Genomic DNA, 19649 nt, shown 5'->3' on the forward strand with positions numbered 1-19649 from the left:
TGGGCGGGGCGGGAGTTCCGGGTGGGTGGGACAGGACGCCGCCGATCGGCCTTCGGTCTCGTCCTCAAGCGTCGGACAGGCTGAAACCGGGCGGGCGGAAAGCGGGCGGGCTGAAACGGGGGCCGCCCCTCGTCCTGCTATTTCTCCGTTACGCCCGCCGAGTCGAACGTCGCCACCTCGTGCATCGCTCTTGCCGCGCTCTGGACCACGGGGAGGGCCAGGAGCGCGCCCGTTCCCTCGCCCAGACGGAGGTCCAGGTCGACCAAGGGGCGCAGGCCCAGCTTGTTGAGGGCTGCCACGTGGCCCGGCTCCGCGCTGCGGTGGCCCGCGATGCAGGCCGCCAGGACCTCGGGGGCGATGGCTCGGGCGACCAGGGCCGCCGCGCCCGCGCTGACGCCGTCCAGGATGACGGGGGTGCGCAGGGAGGCGCCGCCGAGGAGAAGGCCCACCATGGCGGCGTGTTCGAGGCCGCCGATCGCCGCGAGGACGCCGATGGGGTCGGCCGGGTCCGGCTGGTGGAGGTCCAGGGCGCGGCGGACGACCTCGACCTTGCGGGCGTGCATCTCGTCGTTGATGCCGGTGCCGCGGCCGGTGACCTCGGCGGGGTCGGTGTCGGTGTAGACGGAGATGAGGGCCGCGGACACCGTGGTGTTGGCGATGCCCATCTCGCCGGTGAGCAGGGCCTTGTTGCCCGCCGCCACCAGGTCGCGGGCGGTTTCGATGCCCACCTCGATGGCGGCCTTGACCTCGTCGCGGGTGAGCGCGGGGCCGGTCGTCATGTCGGCCGTGCCTGCGCGCACCTTGCGGGGCAGCAGGCCGGGCGTGGCGGGCAGTTCGCTCGCGACGCCCACGTCGATGACGCAGACCTCGGCGCCGACCTGGTTGGCGAAGGCGTTGCAGACGGCGCCGCCGCCGAGGAAGTTGGCGACCATCTGGCCGGTCACCTCCTGCGGCCAGGACGTGACGCCCTGGGCGTGCACGCCGTGGTCGCCCGCGAAGATCGCGACCGCCGCGGGCTCCGGGATCGGCGGCGGGCACATCCGGGAGAGGCCGCTGAGCTGCGCGGAGATGATCTCCAGCATGCCCAGGGCGCCCGGGGGCTTCGTCATGCGTTTCTGGCGTTCCCACGCCTCGCCGAGCGCCTTCGCGTCCAGCGGGCGGATGTTGCCGACGGTCTCGGCGAGCAGGTCGTGCGGGTCCTCGCCGGGCAGCGCGCGACGGCCGTACGTCTCCTCGTGGACGACCCAGGACAGCGGGCGCCGCTTGGACCAGCCCGCCTGCATCAGCTCCGGCTCGTCCGGGAACTCGTCGACGTACCCCACACAGAGGTAGGCAACGACCTCGAGGTGCTCGGGCAGACCGAGCGCGCGGACCATCTCGCGCTCGTCGAAGAAGCTGACCCAGCCCACGCCCAGGCCCTCCGCGCGCGCGGCGAGCCACAGGTTCTCGACGGCGAGCGCCGAGGAGTACGGGGCCATCTGCGGCTGGGTGTGCCGGCCGAGGGTGTGGCGGCCGCCGCGGGTGGGGTCGGCGGTGACGACGATGTTCACCGGGGTGTCGAGGATGGCCTCGATCTTCAGTTCCTTGAACTGCTTGGCGCGGCCCTTGGGCAGGGACTTCGCGTACGCCTCGCGCTGGCGCTGGGCCAGTTCGTGCATCGTGCGCCGGGTCTCGGCGGACTTGATGACGACGAAGTCCCAGGGCTGGGAGTGGCCGACGGAGGGCGCCGTGTGGGCCGCCTCCAGGACGCGGAGCAGCACCTCGTGCGGGATCGGGTCGCCGCGGAAGCCGTTGCGGATGTCGCGGCGCTCGCGCATGACGCGCAGGACGGCCTCGCGCTCGGCGTCGGCGTAGCCCGGAGCGGGCGGTTCGACCGGGGCGTCGGCCGCGGGGGCGAGCGGCTCGGCGGGTTCCTGTTCTGCTTCCGGGTCGTCGTCGAGCAGCAGGGCCTTGGGCAGGCCGTCCGCGTCCGCGGGGTCGGCGGGCGTGGACAGGTCCTCCGGCTCGTCGGCCTCGATGAGGGCTGCCGCGGCGGGCTGTTCGGTCCGGCTTGCGGGGTCGGTCGGTCCGGCCGGGTGAGATACGTGCATCGGCTCGTCGTGGTCGGTCGTCTCCGGGGCGGACGGGAACGGGGTGCCGTCCTCCGCCGCGTCGACGGGTGCGGGTGCCTCCCCGGCGGGCACGGCCGTGGGCCGCCCTCCGTCGCGGGGTGCGGGCACGGTGGCTGCGGGCTGCTGCCCGGCTTCTCGGAGCGTACCGGGCGTACCGGGCGTTCCGGGCGCGGGGTCCGCCTCCGGCTCGGCACCCGGTGCGGCGTCGGCCTGGTCCGGAAGTCCCTGTGCCGGTACGGGGGGTACGGCGGCGGGGGCCGGGGTGGGCGCGGCGGTCTGCGGCGCGGGAGCGTCGGGGTCGCGTGACTCCTGCGGCTGCTCGGGCCGCTGCTCCGGCTCGAAGTACTCCGGCGGTACGGAGAGGGGGCGCGGCGGCGTCGGTGCGAGGTGCGGGGTGGTGGGCACCGAGCCCTCGACCGGCACGAACTGGCCGACGGGCATGGGCACTTGGGCCTCCGCGAACGGCTGTCCGGAACCGGCGGCGTCCGGCATGCGCGCGGCACCGGCGATGTGCGGGCCCTGCGCGGCGTGCGCCTCGGGCCACGGCTGGGCGGCGTCGGGGGCCTGCGGGGCCACGGCGGCCATGGGCCGGGCGCCTGCGTGCACCGGCGCGAGGTGCGCGGCGGGGACGGCCTGGCCGTTGACGTGCGGTACGGCGGCGTCCTGGGCGTCGACCGGCGCGGCAGGGAAGGGCGTGCCGGATACGGGCGTGCCGAGTGCGGGATTGGCCGCGGGGGCGGTGCCGGGGGCGGCGATCGCTTCCGCGGGGGCCTTCTGCGGCATCTCGGTGGCTTCCGCGGGGGCGGCCTGCTGTGTCGTGGCGGCTTCCGGGGCGGGCAGCGTCAGGAGTTCGGGGCCGGGTGCCGTCAGGGACTCCGGGGCGGAGGGGGGCGCCACGGTGTCCTCCGGAAGGGCTTGCTCGGCCGAGCCTGGTCGGTCTGTTCCCGAATGGTCCGTTCTCGGGGGTGGCTCGACGGCGGGGGCCGATTCGGGCGGCGGGGACTGGGGGGCCGAGGCGTCGGTTGTGGCGTCAGCCGTGACCGAGGAGGCCGAGGGGTCCGCGCTGTCGGCGGTGGTCGCGTTCGGGCCCGAAGCCGCGCCCGCGACCGCGACGTGTGTGGTCGCGGAGGCCCTGGCCGCGGCCGCCGTCTCCGGAGCGTGCGCCGAGGGCGCGGTGGGCGCCTCCGCGGAGTCCGGCGCGTCCACGGGCGCGTGCGGAGCGTCCGTGGCGTCGAGTGCACCCGATGCCTCCATCACGCCAGGGGCGCGCGGCACGGAGGCGAGGGATGCGGCGTCCGAAGGGTCCGATGCGTTGGCCGGAGCCGAACCGTCAGCGACGGCCGGGGCGTCGGCCTGGACCGTGCCGTCGGACGGGGCCGAGCCGTCCGTCGCTGCCGAAGGGGCGGACGGGGCTGCGGGGTCGGACGGGGCCGGGGCGCCGCCGGACAGGTCCGGAGCGAGACCCGGGACCTGCGGTGCGGGTGTGGTTTCTGTGGTCTCCGGGGCAGCCGCGCCCTCTGGGACGACCGTTTCTGCAGATGTCCCCTGGGGATCCGCGGAGGCCGTCTGCGGTTCCGGAGAGGCCGTCTGTCGTTCCGGCGCGGCCGCGAGCGAGCCCTGCGGCTGCGCCGTCCAGGGCGTCGCGCCGTGCGGCGGGATCTCGCCGAGCTGGGGGCCGGGCAACGCGTCCGCGTCGTCGCGCGGGATGTCGAGGTACTCGGGGCCGGCCGTCGGCGGGCCCGCGTGCCGGACCGGCATCGGGTGCGGCGTGCCGCCCGCGGGGCCACGGTCGGCCAGCGAGCGCACGGGGCTCGCGGCGCCGTCGGGCACGGCGGGGGCGGCCGGGCCGCGGTGCAGGGGGCGGCGGATGGGGCTGTGCTGTGCGGCGGGGGCGACGTGGCTCGCGTGCAGAGGTACGCCGCTGAGGTCGACGGAACCGCTGTCGCGGCCGGACGTCTCGTGCGGTCCTGGCTGGTGGGCGAAGCGCTCCTGGGCGGCGGAGGCGTGGGCGGGCTGGGGGGCCGAGGCGTGGTCCTGGCCGAACCCGGCCTGTTCCTGACCGAACGCCGCCTGCTCCGCAACCGCCTGGGCCTGGGCGAACACCGGCTGTCCGGGCTGCGAGCGGCCGGTCTGCGCCGCCGCGGCCACGGCCTGGTCGACGGCTGCCTGGGCCGGGGCCACGGACGGCTGGTCCATGGCCGCTGCCTGGTCCACCGCGAGGTCCTGGCCGAGGGAGTTCTGTCCCAGGGAGTCCAGTCCGAGGTTGTCCTGACCCGGCGCACTCTGGCCCGGTACGCCCAGACCCAGCGCCTCCTGACCCGTGGCTTCCTGGCCGAACGGCACCTGCCCGAGCGGCTGCTGTGCGGGCTGCTGCTGTCCCGCCGACTGCTGCACGAACTGTGGTCCGTCCTGAGCGACAGGCGTCCCGGTGCCCGGCTGCGCGGTCTGCGCCTCGCTCCACGCGCCCTGGGCACCCGGCATCAGCAGCAGGTCGTCGTCCTCGGCGGGGTTCTCGGAGGGGTCCAGGAAGGTGTACGCGGCCGGCGCTGGGACGCCCGGCTGCTCCACCCTGCCTGCGCTCTCCGGCAGTCCCTCGCCCGGGACCTGGCCGGTGTCGGTCATGCGTACCCCTCGCCCATCGGTTAGTCCTTCTTTGACCGCCCGTCATCAACAACGAGCACGCGTGCCGCGCGGCACGCACCGCCTACGGACCACAGCTCACCGCGTACGGACCACAGGCATTCTCGCGGTAGCACCGCCGCCGCGGCAGCTTGATCGGCCACGGTCCGCTGTGGACTGCGCCACGTCGCGCGTCCCGCGGTTCGCCGTACCACACGCACCCCCCAAAACGGGCGAGCTTTCCGGACTTTGACTGACACAAGCCAAGGAATCGCCGGGCACCCGGGTGCGGTACAACGATCGGCCAGCCTACCGCGCACGGCGCGGCGGCAGGGTCGCCAGGGTCACACCGTCCGGTCGAGGAGCAGCGCCGTGACCAGGAAGACGACGGTCCGCTTCCGCTCCGTCCAGGCCCGGGTGTCGAGTTCGACGGACTGGAGGAGGGCGCACTCGACGGCGTAGCCGTGCTCGGTCAGGTCCCTGCCGAGGAGTTCGGCGTCGTCGCGGGTCGCGGCGTGCGTGACGATGCGCTCGGGGCGCCGGTCCGCGACGGCGGAGACCACGGCCACTCCCCCGCCGCCGACGCGTACGACGTCGGGCTCGGGCAGGTTCTCCAGGACGTGCGGCGCGGTGCCGTGCACGATCTGGGCGTGCACGCCGAAGCGGCGGGCGGCGGCGGTCGTGCGGGCGCAGGCGTCCGGGTCGCGGTCGACGGCGATGACGGCGGCGCCGAAGCGGGCCGCCTCCGCGGTGAAGGCGCCGGTGCCGCAGCCGATGTCCCAGACGAGGTCGCCCACGCGCGGGCCCAGGCGGGCGAGTTGGGCGGCGCGGATGCGGTCGGTCTCGCCCTCGCCGAGCTCCTGCTCGCCTCCGTACGCGGCCGCGGGCAGGGCCCAGCCGCGCGGCTCGGTGCCGGGCTCGCGGCCCGCCACCCAGCCCGTTTCGTTGGCGACCGGAGCGCTCGCTCCGCCGATGGTGCCGGTGCCGCCGATGACGATGACGACGTTCGGGTCGCGCCAGGCGTGGTCGGCGGCCTTGTCCGAGGTGACGACGGTGACCTGTTCGCGGTCGGTGCCGAGTTCCTCGCAGATCACGAAGGTGCGGTGTACGCCTTCAAGGAGCAGGCCGAGTTCGGCGGGGCCCGCGCCGGGTGACGTGAGCACGGCCACCTTGCTGTGCGCGCGGCAGACGTTCACCGCGCGGCGCAGGGTGCGGCGGTGGGCCACCACGATCTGGGCGTCGTCCCACGGCATGCCCGCGCGGGCGAAGGCCTGGGCGACGGAGGAGACCGCCGGCACCACCTCGACCTCCAGGCCGAACTCGGGGGCCCTGAGGGTGCGTACGACGCCGAAGAAGCCGGGGTCGCCGTCCGCGAAGACCACCGCCGTGCCGCGGTGGGCGGCGATGCGGCGGGCCGCCAGCGCGACGCTGCCGAGGCGGATGCGTTCCGCTGTCGGCGGGGTCTCGGGGAGGGTGAGGTGGTGGGGGGCGCCTGCGACCAGGGTTGCGGCGCTCAGGGCGGCGCGTGCGGCGGCGGTCAGCGGCGAGCCGTCCCAGCCGATCACCGTGACCCGGTCGGCCATGGTCGTCTGTCTCCCTGGGGTCTCGGGTCGTACGGGGTGGGAGGCCGCCGCGAGCGGCCACGAGGGAGCGTACCTGCACCGGCAGGATCAAGCCCGTCCGGCGTTTGAGGACGAGGCCCGAAGGGCCTACAAGCGGGGAGAGGGGCGCAGCCCCATGGTCAGTTCCAGTCCGAGAAAGCCGTATAGCCGCTCTCGGCGAGCTGCTCGCTGACGCCCTCCAGGTCCTCCGGCAGCAGGCTCCACACGATGAGGTCGGTGCGCAGGTCGAGCCAGCCGCCCAGTGGGTCGCCGCCGTTTCTGACACGTGCTATCCACGCGCCGCGCAGGACGCCCTCGCTGATGGACCCGATCTTCTGGGCCACCTGCTGGGCCGCGGTGTTGTCGGCGGCCGTACGCAGCTCGATGCGCTCGAAGTTCTGGTCGTGGAACAGCCACTGGGCGGTGGCGAGCGCGGCCTCGGAGGCGTAACCCTCGCCGCGGGCCCAGGGGGCGGTGACGTAGCTGAGTTCACTGGAGCGCACGCGCCAGTCGGTGCGGCGCAGGCGGACGGAGCCGACGAGGCGCTGGGTGAGGAATTCGGTCACGGCGAGGACGATGCCGCGGCCCTCGGTGCGCTCGGCGGGGGCGAGTTCGGTGATCCAGGCGCGGGCGTCGGCCTCGGTGTAGGGCTGGGGCGCGGCGGTCCAGGTGGTGACGAGCTCGTCGTTCATCATCTCCGCGTACGCGGTGATGTCCGCTTCCTCGAACGGGCGCAGCACCAACCGCTCCGTGCTGATGGAGATGTCGGGAAACCCGGAGGTGCCCGAGGAGGCTGTAGTCATGCGCCGCTCCATAACCTTCATGGCCCTGTCGCTCCGTGAATCGTCAACGTCCTCAAGGACCTCCAGGCCTGCTGAAGTGCCAAGCATGCAGCATGGCGGCGCGCAGACGCACCACGGGGTCCACTCCGGCGTGCGGAGCGGACCCCGGGCGTGGGGACGGGACGGCGACGGGGCGCGGAGGGTGCGTCAGCCGGTCGTGACCGGCAGCACCGAACCCTTGTACTTGTCCTCGATGAACTTCTTGACCTCGGGCGAAGTAAGCAGCTTGGCCAGCTTCTTGACCCTCGGGTCGTCCTCGTCGCCCTTCTTGACGGCGAGGACGTTGTTGTACGGGTTGTCCTTCGCGGACTCGAGGAGGACGGCGTCCTTCTTGGGGCTGAGGCCCGCGTCGAGCGCGTAGTTGTTGTTGATGACGGCCGCGTCGACGTCCTTGAGGGAGCGCGGCAGCTGCGCGGGCTCCAGGGCCTTGATGGTGAGCTTCTTGGGGTTGGACGCGATGTCCTCGGGGGTCGCCTCGGCACCCGCGCCCTCCTTGAGCCCGATCACGCCCTTGGAGGCGAGCAGTTGGAGCGCCCTGCCCTCGTTGGTGGTGTCGTTGGGGACGGCCACGGTCGCGCCGGGGCGCAGGGCGGTCACGTCCTTCAGTTCCGCGCGGCCGCCGTCCGCGTACACGCCCATCGGCGGCAGGTAGACCTCGGTCACCGGCACCAGGTCCGTCTTCTTGGACTTGTTGAAGTCGTCGAGGTACGGGGTGTGCTGGTAGAGGTTGGCGTCGAGGGAGCCCTCCTGGAGCGCGGTGTTGGGCGTCACGTAGTCCGTGAACTCCCGCACCTCGAGGTCCAGGCCCTCCTTCTTCGCCAGGTTCTGCTGGATGTACGCGAGGACCTCACCGGCCGGGGTGGGGGTGGCCCCGACGACGAGCTTGTCGCCGTCGGAGCCGGAGCCCGCACCGCAGGCGGTCAGGCCGAGCGACAGGGTCAGTGCCCCGGCCGCGGCGGCGATGACGGCCCGGCGCATGTCAGAAGGCCGCGACGACGGCGCCGTCGTACTTGTCGTCGATGAACTTCTTGACCTCGGGCGAGGTGAGGAGCTTGGCGAGCTTCTTCACGCGCGGGTCGTTCTCCTGGCCCTTCTTCACGGCGAGGAAGTTGCCGTACGGGTTGCCCTTGGCCTTCTCCGCCGCGAGGGCGTTCTTGGCGGGGTTGAGGTCGGCCTCGAGGGCGTAGTTGCCGTTGATCACCGCGGCGTCGACGTCGTTGATGGAGCGGGGCAGCTGGGCGGCCTCCAGCTCCTTGAACTTCAGGTCGAGCGGGTTGGAGACGACGTCCTTGGGGGTGGCCGCGAAGCCGACGCCCTCCTTGAGCTTGAGGAGGCCGTTGTCGGCGAGCAGCTTGAGGGCGCGGGCCTCGTTGGTCGTGTCGTTCGGGACGGCGACCGTCGCGCCCTTCTTGAGGTCGTCGAGCTTCTTGATCTTCTTGGAGTAGACGCCGAGGGGCTCCAAGTGCACCGTCGCGCCGGGGACCGGGACGATGTCCGTCTTGTTCTTCTTGTTGAAGTCGTCCAGGTACGGCTTGTGCTGGAAGTAGTTCGCGGAGACCTCGCCCTGCTGCACGGCGGTGTTGGGCGTGACGTAGTCGGTGAACTCCTTCACCTCCAGGTCGAGGTCCGCCTTCTTCGCCAGGTTCTTCTTGACGTACTCGAGGATCTCGCCCTGCGGCGTCGGGGTCGCGGCGACGATGAGCGGCCCGTCCTTGTCGGCGGCGGAGCCCTTGTCGGAACCGCAGGCGGTGAGCCCGAGGGTGAGGGCTCCGGTGGCCAGGACGGCAGCGGTGATCTTGATGGTGTTACGCACGAAAAGTGCCTTTCTCCATGGGTGGTACACGCCCGCTGTGGTGGTGCGGGGTGGTGCTGGGTGAACTCGTGGGAGCCGTGAGGCTCTCTTCAGGAGGCTTCAGGACGCCTTGACGGGCTCCCGCTCCGGCTCGGCGTCCGCCGTGACCGGCTCCGTGGTCTTCACGGGCCCGGCGGCAACGGTCGCCGGCGTCTTGGCGCGCAGCAGCCTGAGCCGCGGCGCGGCGCCGGAGCCGCCGCCGCGACGGTGCATGCTGCGGGCGGCGTAGTCACCGGCGAACTGGATGACGGAGATGACCACGGCGAGGATCGCCACGGTGATCCACATCAGCTCGGTCTCGAACCGCTGGTAGCCGTAGCGGATCGCGAGGTCGCCGAGGCCGCCGGCGCCGACGGTGCCCGCCATCGCCGAGTAGCCGATGAGGACGACGATCGTCGTGGTGACGCTGGAGATCAGCGACGGCAGCGCCTCGGGCACGAGGACCTTGCGTACGACGGTCCAGGTCTTGCCGCCCATCGACTGCACGGCCTCGACCAGGCCGTTGTCGACCTCGCGCACGGCCGTCTCGACGAGCCGGGCGAAGAACGGGATGGCGCCGATCGCGAGCGGCACGATGGCGGCCTCACGGTTGATGGTGGTGCCCACCACCCAGCGCGTGAAGTCCATCAGGGCCACGATGAGGATGATGAAGGGCATCGAGCGGGCGATGTTCACGATCTGCCCGATGACCTTGTTCACGAGCCTGTTCTGCAGCAGCCCGCCGCGGTCGGTGAGGACCAGCAGGATGCCGAGCGGCAGGCCGCCGACGACGGCGATCAGCGTCGACCAGCCGACCATGTAGAGCGTGTCCCAACAGGCCTGCTCCAGCAGGGGCTGCATCTCCGACCAGGTCACTTGGCACCTTCCTTCACCAGCGCGGCGGCGGCCTGCGCGGGGATCCCGGCGGGCGCGTCGGCGGCACTCCCCGCGATGTCGACCTGCAGCCCCTGCTCGCGCAGGAAGCCGATCGGGACGACGTTCTCCTCGAAGCGGCCCGGCAGCTCGATGCGCATCCGGCCGACCTGCTTGCCCGCGACGGTGTCCATCGCGGCGCCGAGGATCGAGATGTCGATGTTGTACGTGCGCGACAGCTGGGAGATGACCGGCTGGGTCGCGGCGTCGCCGTGGAAGGTCACGTCGACGACGGTGCGGTCGGCGCCCGTGGCGTCGCCGCTGACGGGGAAGAGCGCGGCGGCGAGCTGCGAGCCGGGGGTGGCGAGCAGTTCGTTGACGGTGCCGGACTCCACGATCCGGCCCCTCTCCATGAGCGCGGCCGAGTCGCAGACCGTCTTGACGACGTCCATCTCGTGCGTGATCAGCAGGACGGTCAGGCCGAGCTGGCGGTTGAGGTCGCGGAGCAGCTCCAGGATGGAGCGGGTGGTCTCCGGGTCGAGGGCGCTGGTCGCCTCGTCCGAGAGGAGCACCTTCGGCTCGCCTGCCAGCGCGCGGGCGATGCCGACGCGCTGCTTCTGGCCGCCGGAGAGCTGCGCGGGGTAGACCTTGGCCTTGTCGGAGAGGCCGACGAGGTCGAGGAGTTCGAGCGCCTTGCGGGAGCGCTCCTTGCCGGACAGGCCGAGGATCTCGAGCGGCAGCTCGACGTTGGCCTGGACCGTGCGCGAGGACAGCAGGTTGAAGTGCTGGAAGACCATGCCGATGCGACTGCGGGCGGCGCGCAGTTCCTTGCCGGCCCGCGGTCCGCGCCCGGCGAGCGCGGTGAGGTCCTGGCCTGCCACCGTCACCGTGCCGGAGGTGGGGCGCTCAAGGAGGTTGACGCAGCGGATCAGCGAGGATTTGCCGGCACCGGACTGGCCGATGACGCCGTACACCTCGCCTTCCCGCACATGGAGATCGACTCCGTCGATGGCGGTTACTTCACGACCGCGTGAGCGGTAGACCTTTGTCAGGCCGGAAGTGGTGATCACTGGGGTTTCCGTCACTGTCGAGTGCACGGCGCGGTGACGCCGGGGCACGGGGCATTCGTTCGGAACGCGGCACGGTTCTCGCGATGTCGGAGAGGACCGGGAGACGTGTGCGCGGGGCCGGCTCGCTTCTACGGCGCGTACGTGACTAAGGAGTGTGTACGTGGCGTGTGGCGCGGCACAGCGGCTTCGCTTCGGGGCGCGAGGCTCTCAGTGGTGCGGGGGCCCTCAGAAGGCGCACATTCGACACATACAACGAGCACCGGGCGTCGTGATCGCCTCGGTCGCAAGGGTGCGGCTGCTCGTCGTGGTCATGCGGACCAGTAAAACACGCGTACGGAGGCGTCTCGCCACCGCTGTCCGAATAGCGGACAGGCTTGGGACGCGGGTGGACGCTCCGCCTCCGCACGCAAAGCACGCTCAGGCGCCGGCGACGATCTCCACGCCACCCGCCGTGGCCTGCGCGGACACCGCCGAGAGGTCGCTCACGACGACGTCGGCGGACAGCTCGGCCGCCGGGTGCGTTGTGGTCAACGCCACGGTGGTCATCCCGGCGGCCCGGCCGGCCGTGAGACCCGCGGGGGCGTCCTCGAAGACCACGCAGCGCGCCGGGTCCACGCCGAGCGTGCGGGCCGCGAGCAGGAAGGGCTCCGGGTCGGGCTTGCCGCGGGTGATGTCGTCGGCGGATATCAGCGTCTTGGGGCGGATCCCGACCTCGGCGAGGCGGGCCTCGGCCAGGCGGCGGGTCGCGGAGGTGACGACGGCCCAGCGCTCGGGCGGCAGCGAGGCGAGCAGGTCGAGGGTGCCGGGCAGCGCGACCACGCCGCCCGCGACGTCGGAGACCTCCAGCTCGTCGATCCGGGCCACGGCCTCGTCGACGAGCTCGGCGGGCAGCAGGTCGGCGGCGATCTCGGCGGCCGGGCGCCCGTGCAGCTCGACTGCGGCGAACTGCTCGGCCGTGATGCCGTACTCCCCCGCCCAGCGCGTCCAGCAGCGGTGGACGGACTCGATCGAGGAGACGAGGGTGCCGTCGTTGTCGAACAGGAGCGCTTCAGCCTGGATCTTCATGGCTTCGACGATACGTGTGCGCCTGCCCGCGGAACCCGGGCCCCCGGGGCCGAGGACACCGGGTCTTTTGGCCCGTAATAGGGTCTCGGCATGCTTGTTGCCCTGACCGTCGCGACCTCCGTGGCCGCGCTCGCGCTCGCGGCCTGGTGCGGATTCGCCGCGTACCGGGACCAGCCGACGAAGGACTGGCACTTCATCGGCATGGGCGTGGTCACCCTGCTCGCGCTGGTCCAGCTGATCGTCGGCATCGTGCTGCTCGCACGGGGCGAGGACCCCGAGCAGGGCACGACGATCTTCGTGGCGTATCTGATCGGCTCGTTCGCGTGCGTCCCCGCGGCGGGCTTCATGTCGCTCGCCGAGCGCACCCGTTGGGGCTCGCTGACCGTCGCCGCGGGCGGCGTGGTCCTCGCCGTCCTCGAAGTGCGGCTCTACGACATCTGGGGAGGCTGAGGTGCGACGGCAGAGGCTGATCTCCGGTCCCGGCATCCTGCTGGTGTGGCTGTACGGCGTGATGGTCGTGGGCGCCGTGTCGCGCTCCGCCGTCCAGATCTCCACGGACTTCCACAAGGCCCCGCTCGCGTACACGCTCTCCGCCATCGCCGGAGTCGTCTACGGCTTCATCACGTACTCGCTCGTACGCGGCGGCGAGAGGGCCCGCAAGGCGGCGCTGGTGTGCTGCGCCGCCGAGCTGGCCGGGGTGCTCGCCGTCGGGGCCTGGACCCTCGCGGAGCCCTCCGCGTTCCCGGACGCCACGGTCTGGTCGGACTTCGGCATGGGCTACCTGTTCATCCCGGTGCTGCTGCCGGTGACCGCGGTGTTCTGGCTGCGCAAGTCGCGCAGCCAGTCCGGCCTGCCCGGCGAGAACGCGGCGAACGCCTAGGCGCTCGTCACGTACGCCCCCGCCTCGGCGTCCTTGGAGAGGGTCACCACCGTCAGGCGGTCGTCCACGCGCCGGGTGCGCACGGGCGCGTAGCCGTGCTTGCGGTAGAGCTGGAGGTTGCTCTCGCTGCGGTGGCCGGTGAACAGCTCGAAGCGCTGGGCGGTGCCGCCCTCGCCGAGGCGGCGCTCGATGGCGTCCAGGAGGCGGCCGCCGAGGCCGTGCCGCTGCATCCGCGGGTGCACGATGAGCTTGCCGATCCGGGCCGTGCCCGCCGCGTCGACCGTGCCCCGCACGGACGCCACGACCTCCTCGCCCAGACGCGCCACCAGGACGCTGCCCTCGGCCAGCTCGGCCTTGATGGAGACGAGGGTCTGCGTCAGCGGCTCGATGGAGTAGTCGCCGTACAGCTCGGCCTCGCTCTGGTAGCAGAGGTACTGCAGTTTGAGGATCTGCTCGGCGTCCGTGTCGGTCGCCTCCGAGATGGTCACGCTCATGCCCATGTGTGCATGCCTCCCGCTCACCTGCTCCGCCGGTTGTCCCTCACTCCTTTCCCCATGGGTCCGGAGTCGCAACCTCTTGCGCCAGCATTCTGCGCAGGCATCCCAGGCATCGGGAACGTTCCGGTCCCAAAGATCCTTGTGACATTCCCAACTCCCCTGCGATTTCTCGGTAGGTGAGGTCTTTGGGCGACAGAAGCGCAGCCACAAGACGCGGACAGCGGCCGGGCAGTTTCCGGACGGCGGCGTAGAGGACTCGGTGCCGGTCGGCCCGCAGCGCCCGTTGTTCGGGGCCCACGAGCGGGTCGGCGGGCTCCGTCGCGTACGGCCGCTCCCTTCGGGCCGCGCTGCGGGTGCGGTGCGCCTCGTCGCGGACGGCGGCGCGCAGCCAGGCGGCGGGGTCGGCGGGCGGCCCGCCGGCGTCCAGGTGTTCGAGCAGGCGCAGCCAGACGGCCTGTTCCAGGTCACCGGGGTCGGCGCCGCAGCCGTGCGCCTCGGCGGATGCCTCGGCGGCGAGCAGCGGGCGCAGGGTGGTGACCAGGTCGTACGAGAGCGCCGAGAGCGACGACGGCCGCGGGCGGAGCGGCGGGGGCAGTGGGGTCATGCTCGCGTGGACGCGGCCGTTCCGGTTCTGGGTTTCCGGAACGGCCGCGCCTCACCCCAACCGGGGCTTCGCACGCGCCGGTTGACGAGGCCGGTCAGCCGTCGGCGGAGTCCGTCGGTGCGGAGTCCGTCAGTTGTCGGCGAAGTCCGCCGCGGCGAGCAGCGCGGTGTCCGGGTTGTCGGAGAAGATCCCGTCGATGCCGGTGGCGAAGTACGTCTTGAACGCGCCGAAGGCGTCGCCGTACGCGTTCGGGTCCGTGCCCTTCTTGAAGTCCGCGGGCAGGAAGGTGTTCTCGTTGCGCATCGTGTACGGGTGCAGGACCAGGTCCTCGGCGTGCGCGTCACGGACCAGGGTGGTCGGCTCCAGGAGCCTGCCGTCGGGGCCCTTGGGGATGACCAGGTCGAGCGTCGGGCCGATGCCCTTGGCGTACGTGGCGATCCACTTCAGGCCCTCGGGCTTGATGAGGTCGGCGACGGTGCGCGGGTCGCCCGCCTCCACGAAGTCCCACGGGCGGGACGCGGCCGTGGACAGCAGGACCACGCCGGGGGCGTCGACGAGCTTGCGCAGGCGCTGGATGCTGCTCGGCTCGAACGACTGGAGGAAGTTCGGGGAGTGGCGGCGGTGGCGGTTGTAGCGGCGCAGCAGCTTGGCGAGCGGCTCTTCGAGGCCGAGGCCGAGCTTGCGGAAGTACGTGGGGTGCTTGGTCTCGATGTGCAGCCAGACCCGCTTGCCGCGCCTGCGCCCCTCCTTCTCCGCCCAGCGGAAGACCTCTTCGAGGGTGGGGACGTCCCAGCGGCCGTCGTAGAGGGTGTTGCGCTGACGGGTGCCGGGGATGCGCTCCTTGGCGCGCAGCGTCTTCAACTCGGCGAGCGTGAAGTCCTCGGTGAACCAGCCGGTGAGGCTGACCCCGTCGACGCTCTTGGTCGTCTTGCGGCCCGCGAACTCGGGGTGCGCGGCGACGTCCGTCGTGCCGGTGATGTCGTTCTCGTGACGGCATACGAGATGGCCGTCCTTGGTGGGCACCACATCCTGCTCGATGACGTGCGCGCCCATGTCCAGGGCGAGTTGGTACGAGCCGAGCGTGTGCTCGGGCCGGTAGCCGCTGGTGCCGCGGTGCGCGACGACCGTCGGCACCGGCAGGTCGCGGTAGCCGCCGCCCCCGTGGCCGCCGTGGCCGTGGCGTGCGTCGGCTCTCGCCACGCCGGGCGCGCCGACGACGGCCGTGCCCGCCCCGAGCACCGCGGCCCCGAGCACCACGCGCCGCCCCGGGCTCGTCCCCGTGTCCCGCCGCCCCGATTCCTGCGTCGCCATTGAGCGCTCCCTCCCTGTGTACCGCCGTGTAGCGCCTTGCACCTGACAAAGCGGCACCGATCGTAGGTGGCGTTGCGTGACGGGTGGGAGACCCGGGGCCGAACGGGTGGCTGACGCCGGGTGTCGAGTAGGGCTCGCGGGGTACCCGGCGGGGGCGACCGGCGCGTGCGCCCGGGCTCGCGGGCGCCGGAGCAGTTCCGGCCGTGAGATGCGTCGCGCGTGAGAAGCACCACTCGGACAAGCCACACAGTTCGCACAGGGATACCGTCGTTACGGTGAGGTCCTCGCGGGGGGCAACAGCAGGCAAAATCAGGTCAACTCTGCGTATCGGGCACATGAACCCGATGTGCATTCAACGGGGACCCGCGAGTATGGTCCTCACCTGCACAGACTCGTCGTCGACCCGTTGACACCGGAGGACCCGTTGTCCCGTCTAGCGCTCATCAAGGCAGTGCTCGGACCGATCTTGCGCCTGATGTTCCGCCCACGGGTCGAAGGCGCCGAGAACATCCCCGGCAACGGCCCCGTCATTCTGGCCGGAAACCACCTCACGTTCATCGACTCGATGATCCTGCCCCTGGTGTGCGATCGGCCTGTCTTCTTCATCGGCAAGGACGAGTACGTCACCGGCAAGGGCTTCAAGGGCCGCCTGATGGCCTGGTTCTTCACCGGCGTCGGCATGATCCCGGTGGCGCGCGACGGCGGCCGGGGCGGCGTCGCCGCGCTGATGACCGGCAAGCGCGTCCTCGACGACGGCAAGATCTTCGGCATCTACCCGGAGGGCACCCGCTCCCCCGACGGCCGCCTCTACCGCGGCCGCACCGGCATCGCCCGGCTGACCCTCATGACCGGCGCGCCCGTGGTGCCGTTCGCGATGATCGGCACGGACAAGCTGCAGCCCGGCGGCAAGGGCCTGCCGCGCCCCGGCAAGGTGACGGTCCGCTTCGGCGAGGCGATGGAGTTCTCGCGGTACGACGGCATGGACCGCGACCGCTATGTGCTGCGCGCGGTGACGGACTCCGTGATGACGGAGGTCATGCTGCTCTCGGGTCAGGAGTACGTGGACATGTACGCCACGAAGGCCAAGGCCGCCTGACCGTACGGGACTTGAGCCGAAGGGCCGCACTCCTCACGGGGTGCGGCCCTTCGGCGTTGTCAGCGCGGCATCGGCGTTACGGGTGCTCGACCCCGTCCTCCAGCTTCTGGCCCTTCAGCAGGAACCAGGCCGCGACCGCCGTCGCGAGCAGAACCACCGCGCCCACGCCCGCGGCAAGGCGCAGGCCGTCCACGAAGGCCTCCTGGGCCGCCGAGAGCAGCGGCTCGGCCGTGTGCGCCGGCAGCCCGGCGCCCGCCTCGACGGCGCCGCCCAGCGAATCGTGCGCGGCAGCCGCGGCGTCGGCCGGGGTGCCCGCCGGGGCCGTGAAGTTCTGGTACACGCCGGTCACGATGGAGCCGAGCAGGGCGATGCCGAGGGCCGCGCCCAGTTCGTACGCCGTCTCCGAGACCGCGGACGCCGAGCCCGCCTGCTCCTTCGGCACGCTGGAGAGGATCACGTCGGCGGTCACGGTGAAGGAGAAGCCCGCGCCGACGCCGACGACCAGGAGCGCCGCGCCGAGCAGCGGATAGCCCGTCGACTGGCTCAGCACGGTCAGCGCGGCGAGCGCGAGTCCCACCGCCGCGAGTCCGCCCGCGACCACCGCCCGCACCGAGTACCGGCGCGCCACCGTGCCCGCGATCAGACCCGCCGCCACCGCGCCGACGGCCGCGGGCAGTTCGGCGAGACCGGCCTCGAACGGCTGCCTTCCCTGCACCAGTTGGAGGAACTGGGAGAGGAAGAAGACGAGCCCGGACAGGCCGAGGATGGTCAGCAGGTCGGCGAGGACGGCCGCCGAGAAGCCGCGGTTGCGGAACAGCCGCATGTCGAGCAGCGGTGCGGGCAGCGTGAACTGCCGACGTACGAACCAGGTGAGCGCGGCCACGCCGATCACGGCCGAGGCCGCGACGCCCCAGCTCAGGCCGTGTGCCGCCGCCTCCTTGACGGCGTACACCACAGCGATCATGCCGATGAGCGACAGAGCGACGCTGATCAGGTCCCAGGGGCCCGGCGCCGGGTTCTTCGACTCAGGGATCATCTTGACGCCGACCACGACGAGGACCGCCATCACCGGCAGGTTGATCAGGAAGACCGAGCCCCACCAGAAGTGTTCGAGCAGGAAGCCGCCGACGACCGGGCCGACCGCCGCGCCCGCCGACGCCATCGCGCCCCACACGCCGACGGCGATGCTGCGCTCGCGCGGGTCGTGGAAGATGTTGCGGATCAGCGCGAGCGTGGACGGCATCAGGGTCGCGCCCGCGACACCGAGCAGGGCACGCGCCAGGATCATCAACTCGGGCGTGGTGGCGTACGAGTTGAGCACGGACACCGCGCCGAACGCCACGGCACCCGTGAGCAGCAGCTTCTTGCGGCCGATGCGGTCGCCGAGGCTGCCCATGGACACCAGCAGGCCCGCGATCACGAACGAGTAGACGTCGCCGATCCACAGCAGCTGGTTGCCGGACGGCTTCAGGTCCTCACTGATGTACGGCGTCGCGAGGCCGAGGACGGTCGCGTCCACCGCGACGAGCAGCACGGCCAGCGCCAACACCGCGAGGGCGAGCCAGCGACCGGGGTGCCGCTCCACCTCCGCGGGGCGTATGCGCCGTTCGGTGCTTGTCATGATTCCACTCTCCGTTGTGCGCCGCCGATCAGCAGTTCGGCGATCATGTATGAGAAGTCCTTGGCGGCCACGCGGCCGTCGAGCACGGCCCAGGCACCCGAGCCGATGAGCCCGTACAGCGCCTCGGTGAGCCATGCGGGGGTGAGGTCGATGCGGAACTCGCCGCTCTCCTGGCCACGCTTGAAGAGGGCGGCCACGCGGACGTCGAGCCGGGTCCAGCCCTCGTGCTGCTCGTCGCCCTCGAAGAGCTGGTTCTCGGTGACGAGGAACGCGAGCAGGCCCGCGGCGGGCTCGATCTCCTTGATCAGGCGGCGCAGGGCGTCCCCCGCGCTGCCCTCGCCGAGCCGCGCGGCGTCCATCGCCGCCTCGCACTCCTGGATGCCGAGCTCTTCCAGCGCGCGGATCAGCGCGTCCCGCCCGGCGAAGTGCCGGTGCAGGGTGGCGCGGCTGATCCCGGAGGCCTTGGCGACCTCGTCCAGGGTCGAGGAGCCCTTGCGGGTGAGCTGAGTGGCGGCACGGCGCAGCAGCTGGTCGCGATCGACTGACATGAGACAACCATAGGCCATGTGAGACATATTTGTCTCATGAGGGGTGTTGCGGTCTCATTGAGGAGGGGATGGTGGTCTGGTTGGGGAGGCGCTTGTGGCTGGGGGGTCTCAGTGCCAGGGCAGGGCTGCGCGCGTGCTCCAGTACGCGGTGGGCTCCTCCGCCAGTCCGGTGAGGCGGTCGAGGTGCTCCGCGTCGAGGTCCACCGCCGTCGCGTGCAGGTTCGACACCAGTTGTACGGACGTGGCGGCGCCGGAGAGCACTACTCCCGCCCACGGCTGCCGCAGGACCAGGGCCAGCGCTACCGCGTCGCAGCCCAGGCCCGCGGACTCGGCCGCTTCCCGGACCGCGGCAGGCGCCTGCGGTCCCGCGAGGCGGCCGTTGGCCATCGCCTCCTTGACCAGGACGGTCAGGCCCGCTTCGTGCGCCTCGGCCAGCGCGGGGCCGGCCGACGTCTCCAGTGCGTTGTACGTCGCCTGCACCGTGCGGAACAGCCGCTCACCGTTCACCGTGACGTCCAGGGCCGCGCGGATCGCGGCCGCCTGCTCGGGGCCGCTCACGGACAGGCCCACGGTCACGCCCTCGTCCGCCAGGTCCGCGAGGCGGGCGTGCAGGTCCTTGTCCGTGAGGGCCGGGCTCACCGGCGTCACCGAGTGGATCTGGTAGAGGTCCAGGCGGTCGCCGAGCAGTGCGGCCGTCTCGGCGCGCTGGCGGTCGTACGCCGCCACGCTGTGGTCCTTGACCTCGTGCGCCTCGGCGTCCGTGCGCCAGTCCGCCGTGTACGTGTAGCCCCATTTGCTGCCGACGACCACGTCGCGGATGTCCGGCCGTGCGTGCAGCCACTCGGCCAGGAACTCCTCCGAGCGGCCGTAGGAGCGGGCCGCGTCGATGTACCGCACCCCCAGCGCGTAGGCCGCGTCCAGGAGTTCGAGGGTGCGGTCGCGCAGGGCCTCCACGCTGCGCGTGGGCGGCAGGTCGGCCTCTCGGCCCAGCGTGATGTAGCCCGGCCTGCCCACTGCGGCCAGGCCTAGGCCCAGGTGGGCTGTGGGGGTGGTCGCTGTGGCGAGTCGGGCGAAGGGCAT

Annotated in this window: 17 protein-coding genes; 3 read left to right on the top strand and 14 right to left on the bottom strand. The window is 72.1% G+C overall.

Translation table 11 applies throughout. From position 1 onward, the window contains the following. Positions 1–137: 137 nt before the first annotated feature. The 8 genes from cobT to IEY91_RS26400 all read right to left on the bottom strand — a co-directional run bounded on the left by cobT (position 138) and on the right by IEY91_RS26400 (position 12012). Positions 138–4733: a nicotinate-nucleotide--dimethylbenzimidazole phosphoribosyltransferase gene (gene cobT, locus IEY91_RS26365; protein WP_189175924.1), complete on the bottom strand. Its 4596-nt coding sequence runs from the start codon at positions 4731–4733 to the stop codon at positions 138–140. A 341-nt stretch (positions 4734–5074) separates the two neighbouring features. After that, entirely contained in the window at positions 5075–6313 is a 1239-nt protein-coding gene (cbiE, locus tag IEY91_RS26370) for a precorrin-6y C5,15-methyltransferase (decarboxylating) subunit CbiE (protein WP_189175925.1), read from the bottom strand. Between the two features lie 158 nt (positions 6314–6471). Continuing rightward, complete coding sequence (locus IEY91_RS26375) at positions 6472–7146, bottom strand: GNAT family N-acetyltransferase (RefSeq protein ID WP_164328684.1); 675 nt, start codon at positions 7144–7146, stop codon at positions 6472–6474. A gap of 174 nt (positions 7147–7320) precedes the next feature. Next, positions 7321–8151 (bottom strand): MetQ/NlpA family ABC transporter substrate-binding protein, encoded by an 831-nt coding sequence (locus IEY91_RS26380; protein WP_189175926.1) that lies wholly within the window; start codon positions 8149–8151, stop codon positions 7321–7323. 1 nt (position 8152) lies between these two features. Then, on the bottom strand, positions 8153–8986 hold the full coding sequence (locus tag IEY91_RS26385; protein ID WP_164326359.1) for a MetQ/NlpA family ABC transporter substrate-binding protein: 834 nt from the start codon (positions 8984–8986) through the stop codon (positions 8153–8155). A gap of 99 nt (positions 8987–9085) precedes the next feature. Beyond that, the gene (locus IEY91_RS26390; protein ID WP_164326358.1) at positions 9086–9880 is read right to left on the bottom strand and encodes a methionine ABC transporter permease; all 795 of its coding nucleotides are present in this window, start codon (positions 9878–9880) and stop codon (positions 9086–9088) included. Beyond that, positions 9877–10947, bottom strand: a complete 1071-nt coding sequence (locus IEY91_RS26395; RefSeq protein WP_164326357.1) for a methionine ABC transporter ATP-binding protein — start codon at positions 10945–10947, stop codon at positions 9877–9879. Before IEY91_RS26395 ends, IEY91_RS26390 begins: the two co-directional genes overlap by 4 nt. A 417-nt stretch (positions 10948–11364) precedes the next feature. Further along, the gene (locus tag IEY91_RS26400) at positions 11365–12012 is read right to left on the bottom strand and encodes an HAD family hydrolase (RefSeq protein ID WP_164326356.1); all 648 of its coding nucleotides are present in this window, start codon (positions 12010–12012) and stop codon (positions 11365–11367) included. 90 nt (positions 12013–12102) lie between these two features. Here IEY91_RS26400 and IEY91_RS26405 point away from each other — a divergent pair, with 90 nt between their 5' ends. Continuing rightward, positions 12103–12462, top strand: a complete 360-nt coding sequence (locus tag IEY91_RS26405; RefSeq protein ID WP_164326355.1) for a hypothetical protein — start codon at positions 12103–12105, stop codon at positions 12460–12462. A gap of 61 nt (positions 12463–12523) precedes the next feature. Then, on the top strand, positions 12524–12892 hold the full coding sequence (locus tag IEY91_RS26410; RefSeq protein ID WP_229697254.1) for a hypothetical protein: 369 nt from the start codon (positions 12524–12526) through the stop codon (positions 12890–12892). Here the strand turns inward: IEY91_RS26410 and IEY91_RS26415 are convergent. The 3 genes from IEY91_RS26415 to IEY91_RS26425 form a co-directional block, all read right to left on the bottom strand. Next, positions 12889–13392 carry a GNAT family N-acetyltransferase gene (locus tag IEY91_RS26415; RefSeq protein WP_189175928.1) on the bottom strand — a complete coding sequence of 168 codons (504 nt, stop codon included), beginning with the start codon at positions 13390–13392 and terminating at the stop codon, positions 12889–12891. The genes IEY91_RS26410 and IEY91_RS26415 overlap by 4 nt on opposite strands. 40 nt (positions 13393–13432) lie before the next feature. Beyond that, entirely contained in the window at positions 13433–13993 is a 561-nt protein-coding gene (locus IEY91_RS26420) for a sigma-70 family RNA polymerase sigma factor (RefSeq protein ID WP_189175929.1), read from the bottom strand. Positions 13994–14122: 129 nt separating this feature from the next. Next, positions 14123–15304, bottom strand: coding sequence for a glycerophosphodiester phosphodiesterase (locus IEY91_RS26425; RefSeq protein ID WP_189175930.1), 1182 nt, complete (start codon positions 15302–15304; stop codon positions 14123–14125). A gap of 475 nt (positions 15305–15779) precedes the next feature. Here IEY91_RS26425 and IEY91_RS26430 point away from each other — a divergent pair, with 475 nt between their 5' ends. Further along, positions 15780–16400 carry a lysophospholipid acyltransferase family protein gene (locus IEY91_RS26430; RefSeq protein ID WP_229697235.1) on the top strand — a complete coding sequence of 207 codons (621 nt, stop codon included), beginning with the start codon at positions 15780–15782 and terminating at the stop codon, positions 16398–16400. Between the two features lie 76 nt (positions 16401–16476). Here the strand turns inward: IEY91_RS26430 and IEY91_RS26435 are convergent, their stop codons facing one another. From IEY91_RS26435 to IEY91_RS26445, 3 genes are all read right to left on the bottom strand, one after another. Then, entirely contained in the window at positions 16477–18021 is a 1545-nt protein-coding gene (locus IEY91_RS26435) for an MFS transporter (RefSeq protein WP_164326349.1), read from the bottom strand. Continuing rightward, entirely contained in the window at positions 18018–18569 is a 552-nt protein-coding gene (locus tag IEY91_RS26440; RefSeq protein ID WP_229697236.1) for a TetR/AcrR family transcriptional regulator, read from the bottom strand. The genes IEY91_RS26435 and IEY91_RS26440 overlap by 4 nt, the downstream gene beginning before the upstream one ends. Before the next feature lie 108 nt (positions 18570–18677). Further along, positions 18678–19649, bottom strand: a complete 972-nt coding sequence (locus IEY91_RS26445) for an aldo/keto reductase (protein ID WP_189175931.1) — start codon at positions 19647–19649, stop codon at positions 18678–18680.

It is taken from the genome of Streptomyces lasiicapitis, from assembly GCF_014646335.1.
Taxonomy (GTDB): Bacteria; Actinomycetota; Actinomycetes; order Streptomycetales; family Streptomycetaceae; genus Streptomyces; species Streptomyces lasiicapitis.

What these genes read in the sequence shown, in the direction of transcription:
- IEY91_RS26410 (WP_229697254.1), top strand. Translation starts at nt 12,524, where the DNA reads ATGGTCGTGGGCGCCGTGTCGCGCTCCGCCGTCCAGATCTCCACGGAC.
- IEY91_RS26375 (WP_164328684.1), bottom strand. Translation starts at nt 7,146, where the DNA reads ATGGAGCGGCGCATGACTACAGCCTCCTCGGGCACCTCCGGGTTTCCC.
- IEY91_RS26420 (WP_189175929.1), bottom strand. Translation starts at nt 13,993, where the DNA reads ATGACCCCACTGCCCCCGCCGCTCCGCCCGCGGCCGTCGTCGCTCTCG.
- cobT (WP_189175924.1), bottom strand. Translation starts at nt 4,733, where the DNA reads ATGACCGACACCGGCCAGGTCCCGGGCGAGGGACTGCCGGAGAGCGCA.
- IEY91_RS26435 (WP_164326349.1), bottom strand. Translation starts at nt 18,021, where the DNA reads ATGACAAGCACCGAACGGCGCATACGCCCCGCGGAGGTGGAGCGGCAC.
- IEY91_RS26380 (WP_189175926.1), bottom strand. Translation starts at nt 8,151, where the DNA reads ATGCGCCGGGCCGTCATCGCCGCCGCGGCCGGGGCACTGACCCTGTCG.
- cbiE (WP_189175925.1), bottom strand. Translation starts at nt 6,313, where the DNA reads ATGGCCGACCGGGTCACGGTGATCGGCTGGGACGGCTCGCCGCTGACC.
- IEY91_RS26440 (WP_229697236.1), bottom strand. Translation starts at nt 18,569, where the DNA reads ATGTCAGTCGATCGCGACCAGCTGCTGCGCCGTGCCGCCACTCAGCTC.
- IEY91_RS26445 (WP_189175931.1), bottom strand. Translation starts at nt 19,649, where the DNA reads ATGCCCTTCGCCCGACTCGCCACAGCGACCACCCCCACAGCCCACCTG.
- IEY91_RS26425 (WP_189175930.1), bottom strand. Translation starts at nt 15,304, where the DNA reads ATGGCGACGCAGGAATCGGGGCGGCGGGACACGGGGACGAGCCCGGGG.
- IEY91_RS26430 (WP_229697235.1), top strand. Translation starts at nt 15,780, where the DNA reads ATGTTCCGCCCACGGGTCGAAGGCGCCGAGAACATCCCCGGCAACGGC.
- IEY91_RS26400 (WP_164326356.1), bottom strand. Translation starts at nt 12,012, where the DNA reads ATGAAGATCCAGGCTGAAGCGCTCCTGTTCGACAACGACGGCACCCTC.
- IEY91_RS26415 (WP_189175928.1), bottom strand. Translation starts at nt 13,392, where the DNA reads ATGGGCATGAGCGTGACCATCTCGGAGGCGACCGACACGGACGCCGAG.
- IEY91_RS26405 (WP_164326355.1), top strand. Translation starts at nt 12,103, where the DNA reads ATGCTTGTTGCCCTGACCGTCGCGACCTCCGTGGCCGCGCTCGCGCTC.